Here is a 22,556-nt window from a genome sequence, read left to right on the forward strand (position 1 = left end):
CCTTTAACCTATGAGCTACCTAATTGCGGTACTGCCGGATCGCCTGGCTGCCGAGGCGGCCTACAGCGCCCTGGAACAGGCCGGTTTCCCCCTGGAGCGATTGCACCTACTGGGGCGAGGCTACAAAACTGCGGATGAGTTTGGGCTAATCGACCCGGCCCAAGCCGCGCGCCGCCAGATGCAGCGCCTGGCCATTTGGCTAGTGCCCTTTGGCTTTTTGGCTGGGGTGGGGTTCAGCGTCTTGAGTGGTTTGGATACCTTTGCCTGGGCGGGACCTATAGGCAACCATCTGATCGGCGGCCTGTTGGGTGCGCTGGGCGGGGCCATGGGCAGCTTTTTTGTGGGGGGCGGGGTGGGCCTGACCAGTGGCTCCGGCGATGCCTTGGCCTACCGCAACCGCCTCAATGCGGGTAAGTACGTACTCATTGTGGAGGAAGAGAATGAAACCCGCCTCCGCGAGGCCACGCGGATTTTGCGCCAGTTTGAGCCGGAAAATCTGCAAGGGTACAGAGAGCGCCCCTAAACTGGGAGATCTGGGCAGCTATTGAGAGAACTCAGGGAGGTCCAAAAGCATGTCTTGGCTGTGGCAGCAAGTCCCATCGCCGCTTGGGCGGTGGCGGAAGGAAGGGATCCCCAGCTTTGCCGCTGCTGGGGGTGCACTGGCAGTTACGGGGTTTTTTTCGCCGGCTTTTGCCCACCACGCCCTGGGAGGGAAACTGCCTGCAACGGCCTGGGAGGGATTTCTCTCCGGGCTGGCTCACCCTGTCATTGGCTTGGATCACCTGGCCTTCGTCGTGGCCATCGGTCTTGTGGCGGCGGGGCAGCCCTGGCGCTACGGGATCCCTTTGGGCTTTGTGTTGGCAGGTCTGGTGGGCACTGGGATCCACCTGGCCGGCTGGGATCCCCTGGGACTGACGGAGCTGGCCATTGCCTCTTCCGTGGTTCTCTTCGGCTTGCTGCTGGTGCAACCGCGGCAGATCCCCAGTTGGCTCTTGCTAATAGGGGGATCCCTGGCGGGGCTATTCCATGGCTATGCCTACGCCGAAACCATTATCGGCGCCCAACCCATGCCTTGGGTGGGATATCTACTGGGGTTGAGCACCGTCCAGTATGGGGTAGCTCTCCTGGCCCTTTGGGCAGCAGAACGCTGGGGGTTGCGGATCCCTGGCTTAACTCGCTGGGCCGGCTGGGCGATTACAGTGGTGGGGGCTGCCTTCCTGATCTTGGCAGTGGTGGGCGCGTAAAAAGCGCTAATTTTGCTCCCTTGCGCTCGGGATCCCCGATCCGGTACAAGGATAACGGTGAAGATAGGTAACAACAAGGGGAGATCCCATGGAGCGCACCTTTATCGCCATCAAGCCGGACGGCGTGCAGCGGGGTCTAGTGGGCACCATCATCCAGCGCCTGGAAAGTCGGGGCTACCAATTGGTAGGCCTGAAGCTGGTGCAGGTAAGCCAAGAGCTGGCAGAAGCCCACTATGCTGAACACAGGGAGCGCCCCTTCTTCCCCAGTTTGGTAAAGTTTATTACCTCGGGGCCGGTGGTGGCTATGGTTTGGCAGGGCAAAGGGGTGATTGCTGCTGCTCGTAAGCTAATCGGCAAAACCAATCCCCTAGAAGCCGAGCCAGGCACCATCCGCGGCGACTTTGGTATTGACATTGGCCGCAACCTTGTCCATGGCTCTGATGGCCCGGAAACCGCCCAGCGGGAGATTGCCCTCTGGTTCCGAGATTCCGAGCTGGTGAACTGGATCCCTGCTGCCCAAAGCTGGATTTACGAGGAGCCCTAAATGCCAGAGAGCTCCAAGCCTCAAGATTCAAGCAGCTGGGTTGGCATCACAATGAGGGTATTGCCCTTGCGATCGACCACGTATACCTCCTGGCCGGGTTGGATCTCCACGTCAGGAATACTGCATTTGGCGTTCCAGGTGGAGCCAAGATAGGAGACTCGCCCCTGCTTCCCTGGCGGAATGGCTGTAACTGCCCGCGCTTCCCGCGATTCTTTCAGGATATCCTCCAACTGGGCCGGGCCCTTAGGTACCAGGCGTTGGCTGAGGAGGATCAGCGCAATCGAGAGCAGCACCCAGGCCAAGAACTGGGCCCAAACCGGCAGCCCCCAAGAAGCCAAAAGAGCAGTTCCCAGCGCCGCCACACCCGTTGGACCAGCCACCAGTCCCGGCAAAAACAGCTCAGAGGCAACCAGAAGCAAGCCAAAGGCAAGCCAAGGCCATACCATAGAGCCCAAGGATCCCACTACGTTTATTATGAGCCGCGGCACCTGGAGGCTGGGCAGGGACTAGCCGCCTAGGCGGTAGTTCTCCAAAAACTGCAAGGGATCTTCCTGGGGAGGAGTCTTGGGCAGGTTCCTGGACTCGGCAAGCCGCATGAGCGTCTCCCAGTCTGTATTCATGATGAAGTCCACCGCTCGACGGGCTGCCTCTCGGTGGGGGCAGGCCTCGCCCAGGACACATCCATCCCGGCACAGCGTGGCGCAGTCGTGCTCAAAGCTCTGGGGATCCGGGCCAGCCATAGGGTCTTCCTCTCCTGCGGTTTCATCTTCTCTTTAGGATACCTGAAGAGAATCTTGCGCTTGCCGGGGATCAGAGCTGGCGGGGATAGGGTAGAGGGGGTGAGGAGAGCCGCTCAAGAGGAGCAGCAATTCCATGGAGTTTGCACAACTGCAGGCCCTAGTAGAGCAGGCCCTAGAAGATAGGAAGTTAACCCGCACCGAGTTGGAGCAAATCGTCAGCGCTATCCGCTCCGATGGCAAAATCTCCCCCGAGGAGCTGCGCTTGCTAGAGTCCATCCGCGAGAAGGTGCTGCACCGGGAAATTCAGGTAGTGGAAACCGCCGATTGAGCTCCCTTTCGCAAGTAGAGGGTGACTTCGCTGCGGTTATGGAACAGGTGGCGCGCCCTCACCACGGCAAAGGTACTGCTTAGGATATCGAGCGTTTGCTGCAGCACCCGCAGGCGGCGGCGGGAGGGAAGTTTTAAGGTCATCAGGGCTGCCCCCTCTGGCTCCAGATGAGGGGCAAAGGCTGTCATCAGGTGGGCAGAGGTGCGGCCATCCAGGCGCATGTCGTTGAGGATGAGGTGAAACCGCTCCCTACAGCGGGCCAGGTAGGCTTGAGCGCTGAGGCGATGGTAACAAATGCCGGCATCGGAGTGGAGACGCTCGTCCAATGCCGCCGGATCCACCGCTGTTACCTCCTGCCCGTAGAGGCGCAGGATGCGCGACCATCCCCCTGGTGCGGCCCCCAGATCTAAAGCCCGCCCTCCTGGCTGCAAAGGGATGTGGAACACCTGGATGGCTTCCAGCAACTTGAACTCAGAGCGGCTAATCTGACCGGGATCGCGGCGGAAGCGATGGATGCCGCCCGCCCAGTTGGAGAGGTTTTGCTCAGCCAGCGACAAGCCTAGCCAAACTCGGATCCCTGTCGAGTTAGCCAGGATCACCACCGAGATCACCTGTTGGGGATCCCTGACCTGCAGCGGCGATCCCACTGCCGCCACTACCTGGGCTGCCAGGGCTTCGTTGATCTGAAAGGGCTTGAAGTTGAGCTTGCCAAATAGGCGCGTCTGTACAGAAAAGCTGAGGGCCGGGTTGATGGCGGCCAGCAGCTCTTCATCTAGGCGGAGTCCTGCCAGGGATCCCTCGTCCAGCCAAAGCTCCCGCTGGATGGGACAGATGTGGCGCAAAAAAATAGGTGGGTTGGCCTGCCAGCTCTGGGCAAGGTCGGCAAAGGAACGCCGGCTGCACACCCACATCAACCCCGTGGCCTCGGGAAGGAGCTGGACGACGGCCTCTGGATCCGCAGCCACGATTTCCCGCCTTGCCAGATCCAGAAACTTTGGGTCAGCGCTGCCCAGCCACTGGTGGGTAGCAGGGGAAAGCGACCTGCTCAGCGGGCTCCTCGCTGCCATCGCAGGTAGGGCAAAGAGGCAGCTACCTCCTGAATGCGGTCGCGGGCAGCTAGCAACTGCGCCGTGGCATCCCAAGCGCCCTGCACCAGCATCTGCCAAGCCCCCTGGGGGATCTCGACGGCGGCGGCTTTGTCTTCCCAGCGCACCTGTTTGTTGAGGAGATCCAGCGTTAACTGGAGCTCTGGGTTTCTGGCCACTGCCTCTTGGAGAGTTTGAATCACGCTCGCAGGCGCTGTGACACAGGGGATCCCCAGAGTCAGGCAGTTGCCGAAAAAGATCTCGGCAAAGCTTTCGCCAATGAGGGCTCGAATCCCCCACTTGGCCAGGGCTTGGGGGGCATGCTCTCGACTGGAGCCACAGCCAAAGTTGGCGTTGACCAGTAAAATCTCCGCACCCTGGTACTGAGGCAGGTCAAAGGGGTGCTGGCCAGCCGCTTGGGCGCGGTCGTCAGCAAACACGTGCTGGCCCAGGCCATCAAAGGTGACGCATTTGAGGAAGCGGGCCGGGATGATCCGGTCGGTGTCAATGTCATTGCCCACCAGCGGGATCCCTCGGCCTGTGATGCTTAAAACTTCGCTGGCCATGCAAACTCTTGCGGGAACTTCAGCCTCAGCCTAGAGATTGGCTAACGGTCAGAAGCGGCGGTAGAGCTGGTTCTCCAAGTTGCGCACTTGTCGCTCCAGGCGATCCAACCGCCCGCGCAGCTCGTCCATTTCCGACTGGCAAGGCACGCCTAAGTCCTGCAAAACGTTGCGCACCTGCCGCTGCACGTAGGATTCCAGGTTGCTCTGTTCAGATTTCACCTGGTTGAGCAGGTTGTTGAGGAGGTTAGAGGCCTCTTCTGAGCTAAGCTGCCCCTTTTGCACCAGCTCATCGGCAGCCTTCTTCAACTGCTCCGCTAGCAGCGTAGTGGTGCCAACGCCCACGAGCAAGAGCTGACGTAAGATACTGTTGTTGTCCAATGCTGCCCTCCCGAGAACGCTTGACCAACGGCACGGGTCTCCATGACCAAAGACCGGATTTCCAGCCCCCTTCTTCAGGACGGTTTCTGCCATCATAACAAATGGCCTCTGCCAACTCAAAAGAGTACTTGGGCTTCGGCCCAGAACTGTTGCTGGCAGCGCGGAGCGCCTGCAGGAATCCCTGCTTTCTCGAGCAGTGAAAACGCCAAAGCGCTAGCAACAGCGTTGAGCATTCCCCAAAAGATGCGGGAAGATCAGGAGTAAGGGACCGGGATCCCACTACTATCTCGTTTGCTGAGGAAACCCAATGCACGACCTGGACAGTTTGCCAGAACCGGTAGCCAATGCCCTGATCAAAAGCCTGCTTACGGATCTGGAACGGTTGATCAACCAGCATGGTTTGTCCGAGGTTTTGGTGGGGTTGGCCATGTATTGCAATGTGCAGTTCAAGGCCAAGCTCAATAAGCCCAACCGCACGGAGAAAGATGAGGAGCTGGGGTTTTACTTCCGCGACGCTGCCAAAGCCCTAGAGGTAGCAGCCAGCCTCACCTACCGCACCATCGATCGCTCCCAGCCTAGCCAGCCGGCCCAACCCAACGCCTAGACACCAGCGATCTTGCCGTCATCCCCAACTGCTCTCCTTGAGGGAGAGGGGAAGGGATTTAGGCTGGCCAGAGATCCCTTGCAGTTTTTATCCTGGTGGGCAAAAGTCTAGCGAGGCCGAGCGTGAAAATTGTCTGGGAACGCAGCATTTACGCGGGCAATGGCCGCGTGCCCTGCATTATCTGCGGCGGATGGGTCACCCCTATCCAGAGGAAGGGGCAGCAGGTGCTGCTGGCGGTAGTCTACAACGACCGCGGCCAAATCTATGGCGAGATCTGCCGCAGTTGCCTTAGTCTGGGGGCCAAGGGCATCAAAGAGTATCTCCGAGAGCGGATTGCCCGCCTGCGCAAACAACTGGAAGACTTGGAAGAGCTGGAGCAGGGAGAGGTGCAACTGCCCACACTGGAGCAGGAGTTGAGTGCCTATTTGGATTGACAACTACACCTTCTGCCGTTCAACCGGGATCTTCAGCCAACGGCTCAGCTCCGCGGCCAGCCACTCCAACTCCGGCTCCTGCAGATCTCTTAGCTCGTACTTGCGGATGCCTGCCCAGATGTTCAACTGTGGGCTTACCTCCACTCGATTCCCATCGGAATCCCGTCGGGTATGGCGTGGGATCAGCTCTAGCCGGTCAATATCCCATCGCCGACTGGGGGGAACATTGCCAAACCTCAGGCCAAACACCTCGTGAGCCAGGCGAATGTATTTTGTGTCGATCCGTAGGTGGGCCTTGCCGAATAGTCTGTAGAGGATCCTGCCCACCATCCCCAACCCCACCCTCCAGAAGGGCAGGGTGAACAGGCCAACCACCAGATTGACCGGAAAAGGCGCAGGCACAACCGATATGATCGTGAAAAAGGTGGTGACGGAGTTCCAAGCGATGGCGAAAGGCAGCAACGCCAAAACACCGGTTTTCCGGGCCGGGATCACCACCTGAAAGGTCTGTTCGGACTTGTGCAGTTGAATCCGGCTGCCTGCTGGCTGTCGAGGAGGGACTGCTGCTGCGTCTGAGGGAATCAAGGCGGGACGACGATCCAAATGCTCCAGCGCCTCCAGGGCCTGCCGGGCGGAAGCGGGACGATTCGCCACCAGAGGCTCCGTCAACCACCGCAGCCAGTCGCGAAAGGGCGGGCTCAGGTGCACCGCTTGCTCGAACGCAATCCGGGATCCCTCCTGGGGCAAGTCCGCCGGATGCTGGCCCGTGAGCAGGTGAATCAGGGTGGCGCCCAGGCTGTAGAGATCGGAGGCGGGCACGGTTCTGCCGCCAAATTGCTCCAGGGGCATGTAGCCGTAGCTTCCCACCACAGTGTAGGATCCCTGCTCCCGGGGGGCAGCCGCCTGAACCGAACCAAAGTCCACCAGATACACCTGCTGGTCGGATCCCAAGAGAATGTTGCTGGGCTTGAGATCCCGGTGGATGACCGGCGGATGGAGTTCGTGGAGGTAGATGAGGATGCGTAGCAGCTTCTGCGCCAAGTCGCGCACCTCCGGCTCAGCAAAACGCCGCCCTCGCTCCATCCACTCCTGCAGGGAGGGAGCCTCGATGTAGCTTTGCACCAGCGCCAGGCCGCGCCCCCCTTTCAGAGCAATCTCAAAGCAATCGCGGTACCGGGGAATGGCTGGGTGGGAGAGGGTCTGTAGGACTTGGGCTTCCCGCTCAAACAGCTTCAGATTGTCCCAGTTGAAATCCGGCCCAAACAGGAGCAGCTTGATCACAACTGGCTCTGAGGTGAGGAGATCCCGTGCCAGGTAGGTGTGTCTGCCGCTGCGCTTGCTCAGCCGCCGCTCCAGCTGATACCGCTGGCGCAAAACGGGAAGCTCTGAAGCCATACTCCTTTGCTTCTGGGGCCCTTTTTTTGCTCAGCTCCATAGTAGCCGCTCACCCAAACCCACCTGCAGCAGGCTAACGGCACCAAGGGCAGCCGTGTGCCGTTGGATTTGCCCTAGCCGGTCAAAAACTTGGCCCCTAGGCGCGAGGAGAAAACTTCGTAAATAACCGTCAAAGGTTGGCCTCGGTGCAGCAAAAGATAATGCCTAGCCCAGAAAGGGCCAGGACAGTTGAGCAGCCGGGCAATGGGCTCAGCTTCGCCGTAGTAGAGGCGACGCACCTCGCGAAAGGTCTCCAGTTTTTCTTGGATTAGATTTTGGCCGATGGGCAAATCGGGATGGGGCAAGTATTGAGCCAGATGTTCCGCGTTCCACCAAGAGGTGGCATAGAGCAAGGGCTGTTGCGAGGCCGCTCCGCCCAGCCAAACCCGCCGCCGCATCAAGGGGGATCCCAGCCGCGCCAGATCCCTAGCCAGTTGTGGCATGGACTTGGGGACAGCGCTTTGCTCGGCCAGCAGCTCGACCTGGACTGTATCTAACAGATGGGCCTGAATTGGTTCCAGGGTCAGAGTGGCCAGATTGCGAGTGGTCAAGCCATCCCCCAGCAGCAACAACCGCAACAAGGGATCCACCCCTAGCAGCTCCGGCTGAAGGGGGTCAGCCTCTCCCTGCCACTGCAACCGCAGCGGCCACCACTCGGCTTGACCCATGTTGCCTAGGAAAGTCTCCTTGGCAGAGCAAGCCGAGGGCCAAGGGGATACTGCCCCAGGAGCATGGTCGATGGAGAGAGGGGGAGAAAGTTCCAAGATGGCGGTGCGGTTGTGAAGTTCTGTATCGACCCCTAGTCTAGCCCACTCCCCCTCTCCCCTCCGAGGACTTTCCTAGCTCGTACCCGGCTGAATCAGCAGCCGCACCACCCAGGGGACGACCACGATGACGCTAATTAGACGAGCTAGGTGCATAACTACCACCGTGCTGGCCTGGGCCCCCATGTCCAGGGCAATTAAGCTCATATCGGAGATACCCCCTGGGGCCGTGCCCAAGATGGCAGTAAGGCGCTCGATCCCCAACCAGCGGGAGATCAAAAACCCCGATAGAACGCCGGTGCTCACCGCAATCACGGTACACACTAGGGCTGGCCGCCACAGATCCTTGAGGGCGAGCAATGTCTCGGCGGTAAGCTTACTGCCCAAGAGAATACCCAGTATCACCTGCAGGACAAAGCGGATTCCAGGTGGAGGAGTGGGAATCGGGATGGCCCCCCAGACATTGACCAAGCCGACTGCCACCATCGAGCCTACTAGAGCTCCTGCTGGCAGCCTCAGCTTGACTGCAATCAAGGCACCTGCCAACCCAATCAACACCGTCCAGAGATAGCTCATCATTGCGGCTTGGCCTCAAGGCAAGAGGATGACTAGCAGTTGGGGTTGGGCCTGCTCCCTCCACGGCATTCAGCACAGATGCCGTAGAAGTCAAGCACATGGTACTCGATAACAAATTGGTAACGGCTGGCAATCTGCTCCTCTAGATCCCCCACGGGACAACCTGACAGAGGCACCACCCGCCGACATTCAGTGCAGATCAGGTGATGGCGACTGTGGCCGTTGCTGGGCAGAAGCTGGTAGTAGGTTTGCTGATCCCCCAAGTGGACGGCCTGCAGCTTGCCCTCGTTGCGCAGCGCCTCCAAGACCCGATAGACAGTGGCCAAGCCCACCGTGTGGTTGGCATTGCGCAGCTTCAGGAAAATCTCCTGGGCCGAGAGGGGCCGCTCGCTTTGCTCCAACACCTCCAGGATCAATTTGCGGTTGCGGGTCTGGCGGGAGGAGGACATGAGCCTTTTCCCTTGGGGGTTACTGGGAGAGTCAGCGCTCAGCGTCGGCTTCAGCTTTCATGCGCTCCAGGGTTTGGTGCATTTGGTCAAACATTTGGCTAAGAGAGAGCCCTAACCCTCCCAGTTGGGTTTGCAATTGCTTAATGGTCAGTTGGGCCATAAAATCGTCGGAAAGCTCCAGCCGCTTCATGAAAATGCGCTGGCGCTCCAGCAACTCTTCCATGTGCTGGATAAAGATCTTTTTGCCTTCCCGGTCAAATTGACCGTAGCGCTCGCCAAGTCGCATCAGGTTTTGGAAATCCCGAAACAGTTGCTTAGCTTCTTCCTGAACAATCTCCGAGTCGAAGAAGCCCATGGCTTTCCCCTTGCCCCCAACAAACGACATTCGATATACCTATCCTATCCGATGGCCTTGGGGAATGCAGGCGTTGCTATCTTCTGGCCAGTGCGGGATCCCGTCCTGTAGGTAATTGTTGGCTATGCTCCTCCTTCCCTGTGTTAAGGCTTACACTCAGCCGGCTTTGGCCCAGCAGTGGTGCCAACGGGTGCAGGGATCCCGGCCTCTGTTTTTGGCCTGCCTGGGGTTTACGGAAACAGCCCTTATTCCAGGCATCTCTGCTGCTGGCGCCACGCCCTCTCTGCGGCGCTACACCGCCCTAGCTGATGGGGAGGTGCTGCTGACCGGCCGTTCTTGCCGCTTGCCTACCTCGCCCGAGGGCTATCCTTCGCCAGTGGTCATCAGCCGCGCCATCTTAAGCGAGCTAGGGATCCCCTGCCGCGTGTTCGACTGTGGCCTGCTAGAGCCTTTGGCAGGTGCAGAGAAGGTGCCCTCTGGAGGGCCAGCCCGCTGTCTGAGCACCGGCCAGGCCTTGTCCGTGGAACAGGTGAGATCCCTGTGGCAGGAGGGGTATGAGCGGGGATCCCAACTGGAAGCCAGCTACTGCGTCGTCGGAGAGTGCGTGGCCGGCGGTACTGCAACAGCGCTGGCGGTGCTGCTAGGGCTGGGCTGGCAGGCAAACGGCATGGTCAACAGCAGCCATCCAGTTTGTAACCACGCCCAAAAGCTGGCCTTGGCCCAGCGGGGTCTAGCCAATCTCTCCCCCACTGCCACTGCGCCAGAGGTAGTGGCTGCCGTGGGGGATCCCGTGCAACCCTTCATCGCCGGGTTAGCCATGGCAGCAGCCCAGCGGGGGCCGGTGCTGCTGGCGGGAGGAACGCAAATGCTGGCAGTGCTGGCCCTAATGCGGCGCTGGGGAGAAGAGGAAGGGATCCCCTGGCCCCCTGAACACGTGGTGGTAGGCACCACCCGCTGGGTGGCGGAGGATCCCTCTGGCAACACCGTGGCTCTGGCGGAGCTGTTGGGCAATGTTTGCCTCTTGGCCACCCAACTAAGCTTTGCCCAGAGTCGCTACTCCTCTCTTCAAGCCTATGAGCGAGGCTATGTCAAAGAGGGAGTGGGGGCTGGCGGCCTGGCAATTGCCAGCAGCTTGTATGCTGGCTGGGGTCAGGCAGAGCTATTGGCTGCCGTTGAGCGCAGCTACGAGCACCTGCTGCTTCAGGCCGGCTCCAGCGGAGCCATCGTCAGACCCTCCCGCAGCAACTGCTGATGGTAGAGCTCCGCTTGCTCCTGCGGACCGACCCAGACAACGGCCTGCCCTTCCCTGTCCACCTGCATGGTCAGTTGCCGCGCCAAGGGCAAAGTCATGCCGGGGATGTACTTGAGCAAGCATTCGGTAACGTGCTGGAAGGTGTTGATGTCGTCGTCTAGGACGATCACTTTGTAGTTTGGGTAGGGCTTGCGAATCCGCCCTGTTATCGAAGACAACTGCTCCAAAGCACGGGTTGGAGTTTCTGTGATTGCGGTCATAGCAGCTCAGGGTGAGACAACCTCTAGGTGCTTGTAACCAATGGCCCAGCTTCCAGGAGCGGCCGCTTGACCACTCAAGCCAAGCTGTGAAAGCCGCCCGCTTGTGATTTTTCTGAAATCTCTACTACTAGTTTAGTTTTAGCCAGTTTTGTGACTAGGGTCAGCCTGGGCCTGCTTGCGGATTCCCGCACCAGTTTGCAGCTAGGGCTCTTGCGGAAGCGCTAAATATCACGCGGATTCTGGCAGCACATCAAGCCCTAAGAGGGCCGTCGTTCTTGGCCTTGGGCAAACTGTTGCAGCTGCCGCAGCATTAGCAGGTGGCCCAAGCCTAGGGGCAGGAGCGAGACGGCCTCTACCCGCAACTGCACCCAGCCGTTCCCCCACCGCCAGTCGCAGTAGCCATCGGCACCACCCCACATCACCAGCCGCAGCCGTTGGGGCAGCAGGATTTCCACCTGGTGCAGGATGGAGATAGGGCCCCACTGGGCGGCAAAGGTGCTGCCTTGCTCTAGCTTGGGGGGAAGGGATCCCTGCAGTTGCTGCGGCCAAATCCACTGCTGCAGAAGTTCCACCTCTGTTAGGCAACGCTGCAGAGTCGAGGAACTGGCCTCGACAGCGATGCGGATAGTGGAGGACTGGAGCGTTCCTAGCATATAACCCTGGAGCCAGGGCACAGGCTGGTCAATACCCCTGAGTCTATCCTGTGCTGATTGCTAGAGATCTGCCTTTGAAAGCCCCTCGTCCCCACTTGGTGGCCATCTTGGCCCAAAGTTTGGATGGCAAGCTCGCCGCCCACCGCGGGCAAAGGCCCCATTTCCCTAGCCCTGAAGACTATCGGCACCTGGAAACCCAAGCTGCTCGGCAACAGGCTTTAATTATGGGGGCAGCCACGCTGCGGGCCTACGGCACTGCTCTCCGCCTGCGGGATCCGGAGCTCATTCAAAGCCGAATTGCGCAGGGTCTCCCCCCTCAGCCCCTGACGATCATCTGTTCCGGCAGCGGCGAGATTCCGGAAGAGCTGCCGTTTTTTCGCCAGCCCCTCACTCGCTGGCTGTGGACGACGCCGGCGGGCTCCCGCCAGTGGCAGGGACGGCCCGGTTTTGCCGAGATCTGGGTGGCCGCGGATTGGGATTTGACCGCTCGCCTAGCCCGCCTGCGGCAGCGGGGGATCGAACGGGTGGGCCTCCTGGGCGGGGGGCGGCTCTTGGGGGCGTTTTTGCAGGCGCAAGCCTTGGATGAGCTGTGGGTGACGCTGGCGCCAGTGCTGCTGAGTGGCTACGCTGATGCCCCGGCTAGCATCGAGGGCTGGCAACTGCGGGGATCCCCGCCCCGCCTGGAGTTGCTTGAGTGCCGCCGCGGTTCCCAAGAGCTGTTTTTGCACTATCGAGTTGAGTGGAGCTGAGGGAGCAGTCGAGAAAATTTTTTTGGACACATTGAGATTTCCCAAAAATCCACAGGTTTTCCCCAGACTTTCCACAGGCAGGCGGGTTGTTTTCCACAACGTCTTTCGCTCTAGAAGCCGCCTCGAAGGGTTCTGTGGAAAAGTTGCCCTTGCTAAGGTTCACGCGATTACACCTTGAGAAACGTAACGGGATCGCGCCGCTTTTTCCGATCCCATCAAGGCCACGGGAGAGCTCTGGTTCTGTTGGATACTCCCGCCTAGGATTGACATCCCCCCTAGGGCAGAGGGCAGAATAGCCCCACCCGAGGTGAGGAGGAGGCTTCCCCGGCAGCTGCTAGGACCTCCCCAGCCGCTTGCAGGCGGCCAATGGGCAAGCCCTTTTACCCCGTTTCTTGAGGAGCCCGTGCGGTCTTTGAGGTACCCAAGCTAGAGGACTGGCTTAGCTTGTTCAATTCCTTCCTAGGCCGGCTTAGCTGTGGCCCAGGGTAGAGCCTCTTTTTGCTGCGACTGTTTGAGTGTTGACTTTAGGTAGGTGGTTGGGCTATGGATTCTCCTACCGTCAGCATTTCGAGCGAAATTCCCAAGGAGCTCCACGAGACCCTCAAAAACTACCTCTCTCGTCATCCCGACTGGGATCAAGATCGGGTTGTAACAGCAGCCCTCTCGCTGTTCTTGCTCCAAAGCGGAGATGCCGATCGGCGCGCTGCGCGCATCTACCTAGACAGCCTCTTTCGCCGCAACTAGGCTAAAGCTGTCGGAATCCCAACTTAGGGCTATTGGGAACGTCCTGTTAACCCCGGTAGGTCAAACCGTGCCACAGGGCTTTGGTCGAGGGAAAGGCAAGCGGCAGGTGGCTGGGCCTCAGAACTCAGGACAAGGAGCCAGCCTGCCCTCTTTCCCCTCCCCAGAGGCGGCTCTGGCTTTGGTCGAGCGCCACCGACAAGCAGGGGATCTGGGGGCGGCGCTGCGCCTTTGTCGACAGCTCACCCGCGCCCATCCGCACCTGGCTGCTGCCCAAGCGCTGCTGGGATCCCTCTATCTGCAAATGGGAGATCCCCGTCAAGCCTTGACCCCCCTACAGTTGGCTGTACACCTGAGGAAGGACTGGGTGCCTGCCTGGCAGGAGCTGGGCGATGCTTGGATGCTGCTGGGCAACCCGGCGGAGGCAGCGCGCGCCTATCAGGAGGGATTGGCCTTTGCTCCCGGCAATGGGCAACTGCTATTCCGGCTGGGCAGTTGTTGGCTGGCCTTGGGGCAGCGGCAGCGGGCAATTGCAGTCCTGCGCCAGGCTGCGGCAGCGCACCCTCCCCAGCCCTATGCTCTAGCCGCCTTAGGCAATGCGCTGATGTTCGAGAACCAGCTTGAGGAAGCTGAAGGCTGGTTTCGCCAAGCCCTTGCCCTGCTGCCCCAGGAGGGGCGGATCCTCGTCAACCTCGCCCACTGCCTCCACCTGCAGGATCGTCTGGAGGAAGCAGCCGACTGCCTGCAACAGGCCATCCTGCTGCTGCCCAAGGATGCTCAGCCCCACAACAACTTGGGCACGGTCCTGCAAGAGCAAAACTGCCTCGAGGCCGCCCTTAAGTCCTATCGGCGGGGCTTGCAACTAGCCCCTGATTCGCCAGAGATCCACTACAACCTGGCCACTGCCCTGCTCACCCTGGGCCGCTACAAGGAGGGGTGGCGGGAGTACGAATGGCGGCTGCAGCGCCAGGGGGCGGCCTACCCCCGCTTTCCCCAGCCTCTGTGGACGGGATCCCCCTTGGGCCAGCAGACTCTGCTCATCTACGCCGAACAAGGTTTGGGGGACACCATCCAGTTTGTGCGCTACCTGCCACTTTTGGCCGCAGCCCATCCGCAGGCCTCCCTCTACTTCCGCTGCCCGCCATCCCTAGTCGAGCTGCTGCGGGCCTCCTTTCCTCAGGTTCAGATTATTTCGGAGACGGATCCCCTGCCTCCCTTCGACTGGCACCTGCCCTTGCTCAGCCTGCCCCATCGCCTAGGCACCACTCTGGAGACAATCCCTGCCTGTCTTCCCTACCTGGTCTGTCCCCCGGAGAGCTCCGGATGGCCAGAAGAATGGCCTGAGGTTCCTCAGAAGGGGATGAAGGTAGGGCTGGTGTGGGCCAGTGGCCGCCGCGCCGATCTTGCCCTCAACCGGGTGCAGAGGTTAAAAAGCTGTCCCCTCAACCTCTTTCTCGAGTACCTTGATCTGCCCCAGGTGCAGTGGGTTAGCCTGCAGGTGGGTGAAGATCTAAGCCAGCTAGAACCCCTCCTCAAGCAGCACCAGGTGGTGGAGCTGGGATCCCGTTTCCGGAATTTTGTTGATACTGCTAGGGCAGTTGCCCAGTTGGATCTGGTGATTAGCGTCGATACCGCCGTTGCCCACCTAGCTGGGGCGCTGGGCAAGCCCGTGTGGGTTCTACTGCCCTTTGCAGCCGATTGGCGCTGGCTGCTGCAGCGACAAGATAGCCCCTGGTACCCCGGCGTAATGCGCCTATTTCGCCAAGAAGCCCGCGGCAACTGGGTTGAACCGCTACAGCAGATGCGAAGGGCCCTGCAGGAGCACTTGACAGGGATCCCTTCTTAGCCCTCTCCTTTTTCTCCCTTTGGCACAATGCGCTGAAACAGATAGCCAGTACCGCGGGCTGTCAGGATAAGCTCAGGGTTGCTTGGGTCATCCTCCAACTTAGCCCGCAGCCGCGAGATGTGGACATCCACCACCCGCGTATCCACATGGCGCTCTGGGGTATAGCCCCATACCTCTTGCAGGATCTGGGCGCGGGAAAACGGCTCCCCCGAGCGGCTGACCAACAGCTCCAGCAAACTAAACTCCATTCCTGTCAGGCGGATGCGCTCGCCCCGCTTGTAAACTTGGCGCTTGTTGGTATCAATGCAAAGATCCCCAACCTGGATAACCCCAGAGCTAGGGATCCCCTCATGGCTAGACCGGGCCACCCGCCGCAGCACCGAGCGAATGCGGGCCTCCAGCTCCTTGGGTGAAAAAGGCTTGACCACGTAGTCATCCGCCCCCAGTTCCAACCCAGTAATGCGGTCGGCCACATCCCCCAGAGCCGTGAGCATGATGATGGGGATGTCGGACTCTTTGCGCAACTCTTGACAGACCCCATAGCCATCCAGCTTTGGCATCATGACATCCAGCACCACCAGGTCGGGATGCTGCTTGCGGAAGACCTGCAGGGCCTCTTCGCCGTCGGCTGCAGTAACCACCTCGTAGCCGATCATCGAGAGGCGAGTTTCCAAAATGCGGCGGATGCTAGCCTCATCATCAACCACGAGAATTCGTTCTTTACGCTGGGCTTCCACAGTGCTGCAACTCCTGTACTTCACTTCCAATAACTTGGCTTGGAAAAGTTAGGATGAAGGCTACCTCCTGCCACCGGCGAGCAGGTGACGGAGGGATGTTTCTGGACAAGCAGACTCGGCCTCCCCACGGAAAGCTGCCAAACCCATGCTTAGAAACAGAAACTGTAGCCCAGGACACCCCCCACTAAGGAACCCAGAAGGCCTGTTTGGCAATAGGTTGGAAAGACACCGGCTTCCCTTCCCTTTAGCTGTTGCTTTCTCTGCAAACCCTCGCGGCTGACCGCGGCCAAAGCTGAGAAGCCCTTGTTAACCTTGTTAAGAATTTACCTCATAGAACCTAATGTATCATCTGGAAGCGGCTACTTAATCCACCCCGGAGCTCTATTCTGCCGCCATTCGGCTCAACTTGATACATGTCTTCACAACTTCTTCAGCCGGCCGCCAATTCTTTTGGAATTGCCCTCAGAAAAGGTTGGGGCAAGGGGGGATCCCTGCTCGTTTGCAGTGGGGAAGACAACTGCAGCGCCGGCAGTAGGGTAACAGCCAGCTAGCAGGCGAGCAGACCGGATTTCTCGCTCGGCATGCTGCTCCAAAATTTGGCGCAGCAAGCGCTCTGCCCCCAGCCAAGCTGTCAAAGGCAACGTTCTGTCGGCCAGCGGTGGCAAGGTGGGGTTGGGCAGGGATCCCAGGGCCTGCAGGACGGCACTGGAGAGCCGGGCAAGGGAGGTGGGCTGCTGGGCTCTCTGACAGGGCTCGCAGATCAGGCCGCCCAGGTTGGGACAGAAGAAGACCTCGTCCGCCAACTCCCACCCACAGGAGCAACAGGCTTGTAGCGAGGGGGCAACCCCCCCCACCACCAAAAGGTGGTAGAGCCCATGGACAAGGAGCGGCAGAACTGCCTCTTGTGTAGGGGCCTGCTCGATGCGCTGCAAGTGTTCTACCAAAAGCACAAACAGCTCTTCCTGAGCCTGATCTGGCAGGGCCAACAGCAAAGCCACCTCTGCCAGGTACTGGGCGGCTGTGAGGTGGGCCAAGCTGCGGCCCAGACGGGGAAAACTCTGCAGGGTTTCTGCCTGGACAATGCGCTGCAGACGCTGGGAGGCATCGGCTTGAGCTGACCACCGCCCCCGAACAAGCAGCAGGTCGTTAATGACAAAGGGCTCCAGTCGCCCTCCCCACTTGGAAGACGGCTTGCGGGATCCCTTGGCTACTGCCCGCACCAACCCCTGCTCGCGAGTTAGGATGGTAACGACCCGATCCGACTCCCCCAAGGGGATGCCTTTGAGAGTGATGCCGGTAACCCGGTAGGTTCGCCCGCTCATGCTCTGCCAGCTTCCCTAGCCTGCAGCTCTTGCATTAGCTCCAACCCCCAAGAAGTGCCGATCCGGGTGGCTCCTGCGGCAATCATTGCCTCTGCCTGAGCCAGAGTGCGAATGCCGCCTGAAGCTTTCACCCCCACTCGGCCCCGGCTAAGCTGCGCCAGCAGTTGCACATCTGCCAAGGTTGCCCCTCCCATCCAGCCGGTGGAGGTCATCAAAAAGGCAGCTCCCGCATCCATGCAGATCTCCGCAGCCAGCTTTTTTTCCTCCTCATCGAGCTGGGCCGTCTCCAAAATGGCTTTGACGCAAACTCCCGTCTCCTCCACAATTTGGGCAATCTCGGCATGGAGCCAATCCAGCTCCCGCGCCTTGAGCCAGGCTAGGTTAATGCGAACATCCAGTTCCTGGCATCCCTGCTCCACAGCCAGTTGAGCTTCGTAGAGTTTGGCCTCCGCTGTGTTGGTACCCAGGGGAAACCCCACCACCGTGCTCACCCGTACTGGCGACCCGTGTAGCCGCTCAACCACTCGCGGCACATAGCAGGGAGGTACGCAAAAGGTGGGGAAGCCGTAGCGCAGGGCAATTTCGCACCCCTCCTCAATTTCCTCCGGGGTAACCATAGGCAGCAGCAGCGTGTGGTCGATGTACTCTGCCAAGTTGATTGGCCTTTCCGCCAGGCCTTTGGGCTCTAAAGAGACCATGGGTTGTTGGGTAGTTTCCACAGCGCCATTTCTACTCTAGCCCCCAGCAGCCCAGCCGCGACTTGGCCTTTTTGGGCAGAGCAGGGTAGCAGATTTTTTTTGATAGTCTGGTTGGGGGGCCACTTGTATCCACCAACTCTGGCAAGGCATGGCGGAAAACCGGACTGGCGCGTTTATCGGTGGGCTGCTGTTGGGAACGGCGGTGGGCACGGTCATTGGCCTGCTTCTAGCCCCCCGCAGCGGACGGGAGACGCGGCGACTGTTGAAAAAATCGGCAGAGGCGCTGCCAGAAGTGGCAGAGGATGTAGCCAGCAGCTTGCAGTATCAGTCAGAGAAACTGTTCGACGCTGCTCAACGCAGTTTGGATGAGGCCCTGCTGCGGCTACAGCAGGCAGTGGTGGTGGGGAAGGAGGCCATGTTGCAGAAGCGAAAGGAGCTGCTCCAAGCCCAAAACTCGCGTTCCCTTGGGGGGGAAGAAGCTGATTTGGAAGCCGGCGATGGAGAGGAGACGGCGGGATGAGCGATCCGGTCTTTTGGCTTGGCCTCTCGGTAGGCCTGGTGGCAGTGGCCATTTTGGCGGTGATCCTGACCCTGCTGCCTGCCGTCATTCAACTGGGTCGAGCCGCCCAGAGTGTGGAGCGCTTCTTCGATACGCTGCTGCGGGAGCTGCCGCCCACTCTAGAGGCTCTGCGCCTGACGAGCCTGGAAGTGAGCGAGATTGCCGACAGCCTTGACGAGGGGGTGAAAGGGGCGGGTCAGGTGGTGAAGCAGGTCAGCCGCTCCCTGGAAGGAGCCCGTACCCAAGCCCGGGATGCCCAAGTCAATGTTCGCAGCTTTTGGGCGGGAGTACGAGCGGCCTGGCAGACTCTTGCCCATGGAGCTCCTCCTGCTGAGGTGAGCAACCCTCGCTTGCGCTCGGGTGCAGCTCCTCCTCTCTCCCGAAGGGATGCCCCTCCTTTGGCCGAGCGGCTAAGACCAAAGGGAGGACAAGCGGCTGCCCAACCTTCCCAAGCAAATGCTGCCAAGTCCTAGGCGTTCCTGAGGATTTTCTGAAAGACAGGCACAGGGGGCTGAGGCTCTTGACCAGGGGGAAGCTGGCCCCAGCGAGCATCGGGATCCCAGCGCAGTTGGGTAATGTCGGTGAGGGGGAACCCCAGTTGCTGCAGGATCTTGAGGCTGAGGTTGGGAATGATGGGCGAAAGGGCCACCGCCACCCAGCGCACGCTTTCTAGAACGGCATAGAGAATCTCCGCTACCCGTTGGCTTTGCCCCTGTTTATGCAACGTCCAGGGAGCTTGCTCATCTAGGTATTTGTTGCTGGCCTGGGCCAGGCTGAGGGCCTTGCGGGCAGCCGAGCTGAGATCCAGCCGCTCGTAGGCGTCAGCCACTGTCGGGGCTAGGCGCTCAGCCAAGGTTTTGAGGGGATGATCCGGAGGGATCTCGACGGTGGGAAGGCGGTAGTCAGGTTGGTATTTTTTGAGCATGGCGAGGGTGCGGTTGAGCAGGTTCCCCAGGTCGTTGGCTAGGTCGGCATTGAGTACCTCGACGAAGCGGCCCTCGCTAAAGTCTCCATCTTTGCCCAGCTCAATTTCGGTCAAGAAATAGTAGCGCACGGCATCGGCGCCGTATCGCTGCACCAGCTCAAAGGGATCCAGCGTGTTCCCCAGGCTTTTGCCCATCTTGAGGCCATCTTTGGTGAGAAAGCCGTGGCCAAAGATTTGCCTAGGCAAAGGCAACCCCGCCGACATGAGCATGGCCGGCCAGTAGATGGCGTGGAAGCGGACGATATCTTTGCCCACCAGGTGCACGTCGGCAGGCCAGTAGCGGCGCAGAGCATTCTCCAGCGTCGGCTCGTCCTCGGGATCTAGAGCGGCGCTGATGTAGTTGATGAGGGCGTCAAACCAGACGTAAAGGGTTTGGCTGGGATCCGCCGGGAAGGGGATCCCCCAGGAGACGCTAGGGCGAGAGATGGAGAAGTCCCGCAGGCCCTGCTTGACAAAGTTAATGACCTCATTGCGGCGGCTTTCTGGTTGAATGAACTCTGGATGCTCCGCGTAGAGAGCTTCTAGTTTTTCCTGGTAGCGAGAGAGGCGAAAAAAGTAGTTTTCTTCGTCTTTCCACTCTACTTTTTTGTTGGGATGGATCGGGCAAAACCCGCCTTCCAAGAGCTCTGACTCGTCCTTAAACTCTTCGCAGGCAACACAATACCACCCCTGCTGCCGCCCAACAAAGATATCTCCCCGATCCCAAACCCGCTGGAAAAACTCCCGCACAATGGCTTTGTGGCGAGGGTCAGTGGTGCGGATGAAGCGGTCATAGCGGATATCCAGCAACTGCCAAAGCTGGGCAAACTGGGCCGCGATCTCGTCACAGTGCTGCTGCGGGGGAAGGCCGCGCTCTTCAGCGGTGCGCTGGATCTTCTGGCCGTGCTCATCGGTTCCCGTTACCATCAGCACCTCCCTACCCCGCAGGCGGTGGTAACGGGCGATGGCATCGGCTGCCATGGTGGTGTAGGCACTGCCGATGTGGGGGGCAGCGTTGACGTAGTAGATCGGTGTGGTGATGACGAAAGTGGAACCCGGCATGAGCCCTCGCAGCGCTTTCCCCCATGATAAAAGTAAAAGTTGCCGGAAAGTCCGACAGGCTATGTTCACCCTCAAGGGATGGAGCTGCGGCATCCTGGGAGCTGGGATCTTGGGCGCCGGGGCGGCCCTAGCTCAGCCCGTGTCGGCAACCCGCATCCCCTGTGAGATTTTCATCGCTGGGGGCGGGCTGGGAGGCGTGGCAGCGGCCTACGAGGCCCTGCAACTGGGGCGACAGGTGTGCATGACCGAAATTACCGACTGGATTGGCGGCCAGGTGAGCGCCCAAGGGGTCTCGGCTTTGGACGAGCGGCCCCTACAGCGGGAAAACGAGATCTTCCCGCGAGGCTACAGAGAGTTTCGCCGCCGGGTGCGGGAAAAGTATGGCGGGGATCCCAACCCCGGCAAGTGCTGGGTGAGCGTGCTCTGTTTTTCTCCCCAGGTGGGACATCAGGTACTCCGGGAGATGTTGGATCCCTATCTGCAGTCGGGGCAGTTGCGGCTGTTTACGGAGACAGTGGTGAAGGACTTGGAGATTGAGGGCTACCAGATCCGCAGGGTAGTGGCTATCCGCAACCTCCCCAAGCACGCTGGCGTCGCGCCGGAGCAGCGGGGGGATCTCTCTAGCTATTTTTTGGACTTCTACCGCTGGGAGCCCACGAAGGACTGGGATAAGGAGATCCTGCACTTTGAGCCGCCTCCCGAGCGGCAGGGAAAAACCCTGCCTTGGATAGTGATTGATGCTACCGAAACCGGCGAGCTGCTGCCCCTGGCGCGAGTGCCCTACCGTCTCGGCACGGACGGGGAAAGCCGCTGGGAGCCCAGCTCCAAGCCCTACAGGGATCCCTATTGCACCCAGGGGTTTACCTACACCTTTGTCATAGAGCGCTCCGCTGTGCCGCAGGTGCCCATCAAGCCAGAGTTCTACGACGATCCCCTGCACGGCCCCTACTACAGCTTTGAACACCCGCGCTTTAACTTCGGGAGGGTCTTTACCTATCGCCGCATTCGCGGACAGGTGTTTGGCTTTGGGGAAGAGGCCATCCGCGTGGGGGATCAATCCATGCAGAACTGGACCTGGGGCAACGACTGGCGCATCACCGGGCCGGAGATGAACCTCATCCTCACCCACGAGCAACTGCAGGCCTCGGGCCAACTGCAGCCGGGTGGCTGGATGGGGGGCTTGCGGGTGGAAGCCCTGCGTCGGGCCGAGCAGCATGCCAAGGGCTTCTTCTACTGGCTGGTGGCGGGGAGGACGGACTTTCTGTTGCAGCAGGCAGATCCCAACTTTCAAAAAGACTTTTACTTGCGCTATCGCTACCTCAAAGGGCCCAACAGCCCCATGGGAACTGCCAGTGGTCTTTCCAAGTACCCCTATATTCGGGAGTCGCGGCGCATCATCGGGCGGCCCAGCGTCTCCTATCCAGGAGGGTTCACCATCTACGAGTCGGATATCACCACGCGGGAATCGGAGTTGAATCGCGGTCGCCCCTTCATCTTCTACGACTCGGTGGGGGTGGGCCAGTACCCCATCGACTTCCACGAGTGTCTACTGCCGGATTTTTCGCTGCCCCCCAGCCACAACCAAGACGCCCAGGCCCCCAGCTACCCCTACCAGATCCCGCTGCGCGCCCTGATCCCACAGCGCATCGACAACCTCTTGGCCGGCAGCAAAAACATCGCCACCAGCCGCATCGCCAGCGCCTCCTATCGAGTGCACCCCGTGGAATGGGCCATCGGCACGGCAGCCGGCCACACAGCTCACTTTGCCCTGGCGCGGGATCTCATCCCGGCGGAGATCCTGCGGGAACCGCTCTCGAACCTGCAGCTGTTGCCCGCCCTCCAGGCCCAGATCCAGAGCCTGGGCAACCCCATTCAATTTCCTGGCACCACCATCACTGCCACCGACTGGGCCCAGTCCCGCTAGCTTAGAAAGGCAGGGTTGGAAGCTGGCCGATGGATGCCATTGGGGTTGAACTTTGGGGACTGGAGACGATCCGCCCTTCGCTGTGGGCAGCCACGGCTCTATGGAGCATAGGGCTCTCCTCTAGTCCTTGATTCACCGTTCGCGTAAGCGGGACGGAGTCCGTACAATTGGCCACTTTGTTGCATAACCAACCTTCTGCCTTGACGTAGATGGGCTGAGCTAGTAAGCTTGCGAGTACATCTTTTCTGGTAGGCACTTTGCCTAGGCTAAAGTTGGCTCCGTCTTTAG

Annotated in this window: 29 protein-coding genes; 13 read left to right on the top strand and 16 right to left on the bottom strand. The window is 60.0% G+C overall.

What is annotated here, in order from left to right:
• Positions 1-10 precede the first annotated feature (10 nt).
• The 3 genes from NW807_RS01430 (at position 11) to ndk (ending at position 1,788) form a co-directional block, all read left to right on the top strand.
• Complete coding sequence (locus NW807_RS01430; protein WP_414394490.1) at positions 11-523, top strand: hypothetical protein; 513 nt, start codon at positions 11-13, stop codon at positions 521-523.
• A 49-nt stretch (positions 524-572) separates the two neighbouring features.
• The gene (locus NW807_RS01435; RefSeq protein WP_414405944.1) at positions 573-1,244 is read left to right on the top strand and encodes a HupE/UreJ family protein; all 672 of its coding nucleotides are present in this window, start codon (positions 573-575) and stop codon (positions 1,242-1,244) included.
• A gap of 88 nt (positions 1,245-1,332) precedes the next feature.
• Positions 1,333-1,788, top strand: a complete 456-nt coding sequence (gene ndk, locus NW807_RS01440) for a nucleoside-diphosphate kinase (RefSeq protein WP_414394494.1) — start codon at positions 1,333-1,335, stop codon at positions 1,786-1,788.
• A 20-nt stretch (positions 1,789-1,808) separates the two neighbouring features.
• On the opposite strand, the gene NW807_RS01445 is transcribed toward ndk, so the two are convergent.
• Together NW807_RS01445 and NW807_RS01450 are read right to left on the bottom strand one after the other, a co-directional pair.
• On the bottom strand, positions 1,809-2,234 hold the full coding sequence (locus NW807_RS01445) for an NfeD family protein (RefSeq protein WP_414405943.1): 426 nt from the start codon (positions 2,232-2,234) through the stop codon (positions 1,809-1,811).
• Between the two features lie 60 nt (positions 2,235-2,294).
• Entirely contained in the window at positions 2,295-2,528 is a 234-nt protein-coding gene (locus NW807_RS01450; protein WP_414394500.1) for a hypothetical protein, read from the bottom strand.
• 133 nt (positions 2,529-2,661) lie between these two features.
• Between NW807_RS01450 and NW807_RS01455 the strand changes: the two genes are divergently transcribed.
• A complete protein-coding gene (locus NW807_RS01455; RefSeq protein WP_414394503.1) occupies positions 2,662-2,856 on the top strand; it encodes a hypothetical protein in 195 nt (64 codons plus the stop codon).
• On the opposite strand, the gene NW807_RS01460 is transcribed toward NW807_RS01455, so the two are convergent.
• Genes NW807_RS01460 through NW807_RS01470 form a run of 3 tightly spaced genes read right to left on the bottom strand, consistent with a single transcriptional unit; the run spans position 2,832 to position 4,885 of the window.
• Positions 2,832-3,923: an SAM-dependent methyltransferase gene (locus tag NW807_RS01460; protein ID WP_414405942.1), complete on the bottom strand. Its 1,092-nt coding sequence runs from the start codon at positions 3,921-3,923 to the stop codon at positions 2,832-2,834. The genes NW807_RS01455 and NW807_RS01460 overlap by 25 nt on opposite strands.
• Positions 3,902-4,507, bottom strand: a complete 606-nt coding sequence (gene leuD / locus NW807_RS01465; RefSeq protein WP_414425091.1) for a 3-isopropylmalate dehydratase small subunit — start codon at positions 4,505-4,507, stop codon at positions 3,902-3,904. The genes NW807_RS01460 and leuD overlap by 22 nt, the downstream gene beginning before the upstream one ends.
• Before the next feature lie 48 nt (positions 4,508-4,555).
• Positions 4,556-4,885: a phasin family protein gene (locus NW807_RS01470; protein WP_414394511.1), complete on the bottom strand. Its 330-nt coding sequence runs from the start codon at positions 4,883-4,885 to the stop codon at positions 4,556-4,558.
• Positions 4,886-5,192: 307 nt separating this feature from the next.
• Between NW807_RS01470 and NW807_RS01475 the strand changes: the two genes are divergently transcribed.
• Positions 5,193-5,489 carry a hypothetical protein gene (locus NW807_RS01475; RefSeq protein ID WP_414394512.1) on the top strand — a complete coding sequence of 99 codons (297 nt, stop codon included), beginning with the start codon at positions 5,193-5,195 and terminating at the stop codon, positions 5,487-5,489.
• A gap of 122 nt (positions 5,490-5,611) precedes the next feature.
• On the top strand, positions 5,612-5,923 hold the full coding sequence (locus NW807_RS01480) for a hypothetical protein (protein WP_414425092.1): 312 nt from the start codon (positions 5,612-5,614) through the stop codon (positions 5,921-5,923).
• Positions 5,924-5,926: 3 nt separating this feature from the next.
• Here NW807_RS01480 and NW807_RS01485 read toward each other — a convergent pair whose 3' ends face one another.
• The 5 genes from NW807_RS01485 to NW807_RS01505 all read right to left on the bottom strand — a co-directional run bounded on the left by NW807_RS01485 (position 5,927) and on the right by NW807_RS01505 (position 9,501).
• Positions 5,927-7,318 carry a serine/threonine protein kinase gene (locus NW807_RS01485; protein ID WP_414425093.1) on the bottom strand — a complete coding sequence of 464 codons (1,392 nt, stop codon included), beginning with the start codon at positions 7,316-7,318 and terminating at the stop codon, positions 5,927-5,929.
• A gap of 113 nt (positions 7,319-7,431) precedes the next feature.
• Complete coding sequence (locus NW807_RS01490) at positions 7,432-8,025, bottom strand: chorismate pyruvate-lyase family protein (protein ID WP_414425094.1); 594 nt, start codon at positions 8,023-8,025, stop codon at positions 7,432-7,434.
• A gap of 171 nt (positions 8,026-8,196) precedes the next feature.
• Entirely contained in the window at positions 8,197-8,700 is a 504-nt protein-coding gene (locus NW807_RS01495; RefSeq protein WP_414420086.1) for an AbrB family transcriptional regulator, read from the bottom strand.
• Between the two features lie 29 nt (positions 8,701-8,729).
• Positions 8,730-9,146, bottom strand: a complete 417-nt coding sequence (locus NW807_RS01500; RefSeq protein WP_414425095.1) for a Fur family transcriptional regulator — start codon at positions 9,144-9,146, stop codon at positions 8,730-8,732.
• 31 nt (positions 9,147-9,177) lie between these two features.
• Positions 9,178-9,501 (bottom strand): DUF1825 family protein, encoded by a 324-nt coding sequence (locus NW807_RS01505; protein WP_414394812.1) that lies wholly within the window; start codon positions 9,499-9,501, stop codon positions 9,178-9,180.
• Between the two features lie 124 nt (positions 9,502-9,625).
• On the opposite strand from NW807_RS01505, the gene cobT reads away from it, so the two are divergent.
• Complete coding sequence (gene cobT, locus NW807_RS01510) at positions 9,626-10,753, top strand: nicotinate mononucleotide-dependent phosphoribosyltransferase CobT (RefSeq protein ID WP_414425096.1); 1,128 nt, start codon at positions 9,626-9,628, stop codon at positions 10,751-10,753.
• Here cobT and clpS read toward each other — a convergent pair.
• Positions 10,702-11,013, bottom strand: a complete 312-nt coding sequence (gene clpS / locus NW807_RS01515) for an ATP-dependent Clp protease adapter ClpS (RefSeq protein WP_414394530.1) — start codon at positions 11,011-11,013, stop codon at positions 10,702-10,704. The two genes, cobT and clpS, sit on opposite strands and share 52 nt — an antisense overlap.
• Before the next feature lie 257 nt (positions 11,014-11,270).
• Complete coding sequence (locus tag NW807_RS01520; RefSeq protein WP_414394533.1) at positions 11,271-11,666, bottom strand: hypothetical protein; 396 nt, start codon at positions 11,664-11,666, stop codon at positions 11,271-11,273.
• Between the two features lie 74 nt (positions 11,667-11,740).
• Here NW807_RS01520 and NW807_RS01525 point away from each other — a divergent pair, with 74 nt between their 5' ends.
• The 3 genes from NW807_RS01525 to NW807_RS01535 all read left to right on the top strand — a co-directional run bounded on the left by NW807_RS01525 (position 11,741) and on the right by NW807_RS01535 (position 15,002).
• A complete protein-coding gene (locus NW807_RS01525; protein WP_414425097.1) occupies positions 11,741-12,415 on the top strand; it encodes a RibD family protein in 675 nt (224 codons plus the stop codon).
• A 543-nt stretch (positions 12,416-12,958) separates the two neighbouring features.
• Positions 12,959-13,159: a DUF2811 domain-containing protein gene (locus NW807_RS01530; RefSeq protein ID WP_414394537.1), complete on the top strand. Its 201-nt coding sequence runs from the start codon at positions 12,959-12,961 to the stop codon at positions 13,157-13,159.
• A gap of 106 nt (positions 13,160-13,265) precedes the next feature.
• Entirely contained in the window at positions 13,266-15,002 is a 1,737-nt protein-coding gene (locus NW807_RS01535; protein ID WP_414425098.1) for a tetratricopeptide repeat protein, read from the top strand.
• Here the strand turns inward: NW807_RS01535 and rpaB are convergent.
• The 3 genes from rpaB to deoC form a co-directional block, all read right to left on the bottom strand.
• Positions 14,999-15,739 carry a response regulator transcription factor RpaB gene (rpaB, locus tag NW807_RS01540; protein WP_414394542.1) on the bottom strand — a complete coding sequence of 247 codons (741 nt, stop codon included), beginning with the start codon at positions 15,737-15,739 and terminating at the stop codon, positions 14,999-15,001. The genes NW807_RS01535 and rpaB overlap by 4 nt on opposite strands.
• Positions 15,740-16,158: 419 nt before the next feature.
• Positions 16,159-17,061, bottom strand: a complete 903-nt coding sequence (gene recO, locus NW807_RS01545; protein WP_414425099.1) for a DNA repair protein RecO — start codon at positions 17,059-17,061, stop codon at positions 16,159-16,161.
• Positions 17,058-17,759 carry a deoxyribose-phosphate aldolase gene (deoC, locus tag NW807_RS01550; protein ID WP_414394546.1) on the bottom strand — a complete coding sequence of 234 codons (702 nt, stop codon included), beginning with the start codon at positions 17,757-17,759 and terminating at the stop codon, positions 17,058-17,060. The genes recO and deoC overlap by 4 nt, the downstream gene beginning before the upstream one ends.
• 148 nt (positions 17,760-17,907) lie before the next feature.
• Here deoC and NW807_RS01555 point away from each other — a divergent pair, with 148 nt between their 5' ends.
• Both NW807_RS01555 and NW807_RS01560 read left to right on the top strand, forming a co-directional pair.
• Positions 17,908-18,279: a YtxH domain-containing protein gene (locus tag NW807_RS01555; RefSeq protein WP_414425100.1), complete on the top strand. Its 372-nt coding sequence runs from the start codon at positions 17,908-17,910 to the stop codon at positions 18,277-18,279.
• Positions 18,276-18,791: a hypothetical protein gene (locus NW807_RS01560; protein ID WP_414406299.1), complete on the top strand. Its 516-nt coding sequence runs from the start codon at positions 18,276-18,278 to the stop codon at positions 18,789-18,791. Before NW807_RS01555 ends, NW807_RS01560 begins: the two co-directional genes overlap by 4 nt.
• On the opposite strand, the gene metG is transcribed toward NW807_RS01560, so the two are convergent.
• Positions 18,788-20,344 (bottom strand): methionine--tRNA ligase, encoded by a 1,557-nt coding sequence (gene metG, locus NW807_RS01565; RefSeq protein ID WP_414425101.1) that lies wholly within the window; start codon positions 20,342-20,344, stop codon positions 18,788-18,790. The two genes, NW807_RS01560 and metG, sit on opposite strands and share 4 nt — an antisense overlap.
• A 61-nt stretch (positions 20,345-20,405) precedes the next feature.
• Here metG and NW807_RS01570 point away from each other — a divergent pair, with 61 nt between their 5' ends.
• On the top strand, positions 20,406-22,268 hold the full coding sequence (locus NW807_RS01570) for an FAD-dependent oxidoreductase (protein ID WP_414425102.1): 1,863 nt from the start codon (positions 20,406-20,408) through the stop codon (positions 22,266-22,268).
• The last annotated feature ends 288 nt before the right edge of the window (positions 22,269-22,556 follow it).

The sequence above is a fragment of the Synechococcus sp. R70.1 genome (assembly GCF_047461675.1).
GTDB lineage: Bacteria > Cyanobacteriota > Cyanobacteriia > Thermostichales > Thermostichaceae > Thermostichus.

Coding starts and splice junctions, on each gene's coding strand:
- NW807_RS01435 (WP_414405944.1), top strand. CDS start 573: ATGTCTTGGCTGTGGCAGCAAGTCCCATCGCCGCTTGGGCGGTGGCGG.
- NW807_RS01555 (WP_414425100.1), top strand. CDS start 17,908: ATGGCGGAAAACCGGACTGGCGCGTTTATCGGTGGGCTGCTGTTGGGA.
- NW807_RS01520 (WP_414394533.1), bottom strand. CDS start 11,666: ATGCTAGGAACGCTCCAGTCCTCCACTATCCGCATCGCTGTCGAGGCC.
- NW807_RS01445 (WP_414405943.1), bottom strand. CDS start 2,234: ATGGTATGGCCTTGGCTTGCCTTTGGCTTGCTTCTGGTTGCCTCTGAG.
- NW807_RS01475 (WP_414394512.1), top strand. CDS start 5,193: ATGCACGACCTGGACAGTTTGCCAGAACCGGTAGCCAATGCCCTGATC.
- NW807_RS01505 (WP_414394812.1), bottom strand. CDS start 9,501: ATGGGCTTCTTCGACTCGGAGATTGTTCAGGAAGAAGCTAAGCAACTG.
- metG (WP_414425101.1), bottom strand. CDS start 20,344: ATGCCGGGTTCCACTTTCGTCATCACCACACCGATCTACTACGTCAAC.
- clpS (WP_414394530.1), bottom strand. CDS start 11,013: ATGACCGCAATCACAGAAACTCCAACCCGTGCTTTGGAGCAGTTGTCT.
- NW807_RS01450 (WP_414394500.1), bottom strand. CDS start 2,528: ATGGCTGGCCCGGATCCCCAGAGCTTTGAGCACGACTGCGCCACGCTG.
- NW807_RS01560 (WP_414406299.1), top strand. CDS start 18,276: ATGAGCGATCCGGTCTTTTGGCTTGGCCTCTCGGTAGGCCTGGTGGCA.
- ndk (WP_414394494.1), top strand. CDS start 1,333: ATGGAGCGCACCTTTATCGCCATCAAGCCGGACGGCGTGCAGCGGGGT.
- NW807_RS01490 (WP_414425094.1), bottom strand. CDS start 8,025: ATGGGTCAAGCCGAGTGGTGGCCGCTGCGGTTGCAGTGGCAGGGAGAG.
- NW807_RS01430 (WP_414394490.1), top strand. CDS start 11: ATGAGCTACCTAATTGCGGTACTGCCGGATCGCCTGGCTGCCGAGGCG.
- NW807_RS01495 (WP_414420086.1), bottom strand. CDS start 8,700: ATGATGAGCTATCTCTGGACGGTGTTGATTGGGTTGGCAGGTGCCTTG.
- NW807_RS01500 (WP_414425095.1), bottom strand. CDS start 9,146: ATGTCCTCCTCCCGCCAGACCCGCAACCGCAAATTGATCCTGGAGGTG.
- NW807_RS01460 (WP_414405942.1), bottom strand. CDS start 3,923: ATGGCAGCGAGGAGCCCGCTGAGCAGGTCGCTTTCCCCTGCTACCCAC.
- cobT (WP_414425096.1), top strand. CDS start 9,626: ATGCTCCTCCTTCCCTGTGTTAAGGCTTACACTCAGCCGGCTTTGGCC.
- deoC (WP_414394546.1), bottom strand. CDS start 17,759: ATGGTCTCTTTAGAGCCCAAAGGCCTGGCGGAAAGGCCAATCAACTTG.
- NW807_RS01570 (WP_414425102.1), top strand. CDS start 20,406: ATGTTCACCCTCAAGGGATGGAGCTGCGGCATCCTGGGAGCTGGGATC.
- recO (WP_414425099.1), bottom strand. CDS start 17,061: ATGAGCGGGCGAACCTACCGGGTTACCGGCATCACTCTCAAAGGCATC.
- NW807_RS01455 (WP_414394503.1), top strand. CDS start 2,662: ATGGAGTTTGCACAACTGCAGGCCCTAGTAGAGCAGGCCCTAGAAGAT.
- NW807_RS01485 (WP_414425093.1), bottom strand. CDS start 7,318: ATGGCTTCAGAGCTTCCCGTTTTGCGCCAGCGGTATCAGCTGGAGCGG.
- leuD (WP_414425091.1), bottom strand. CDS start 4,507: ATGGCCAGCGAAGTTTTAAGCATCACAGGCCGAGGGATCCCGCTGGTG.
- NW807_RS01530 (WP_414394537.1), top strand. CDS start 12,959: ATGGATTCTCCTACCGTCAGCATTTCGAGCGAAATTCCCAAGGAGCTC.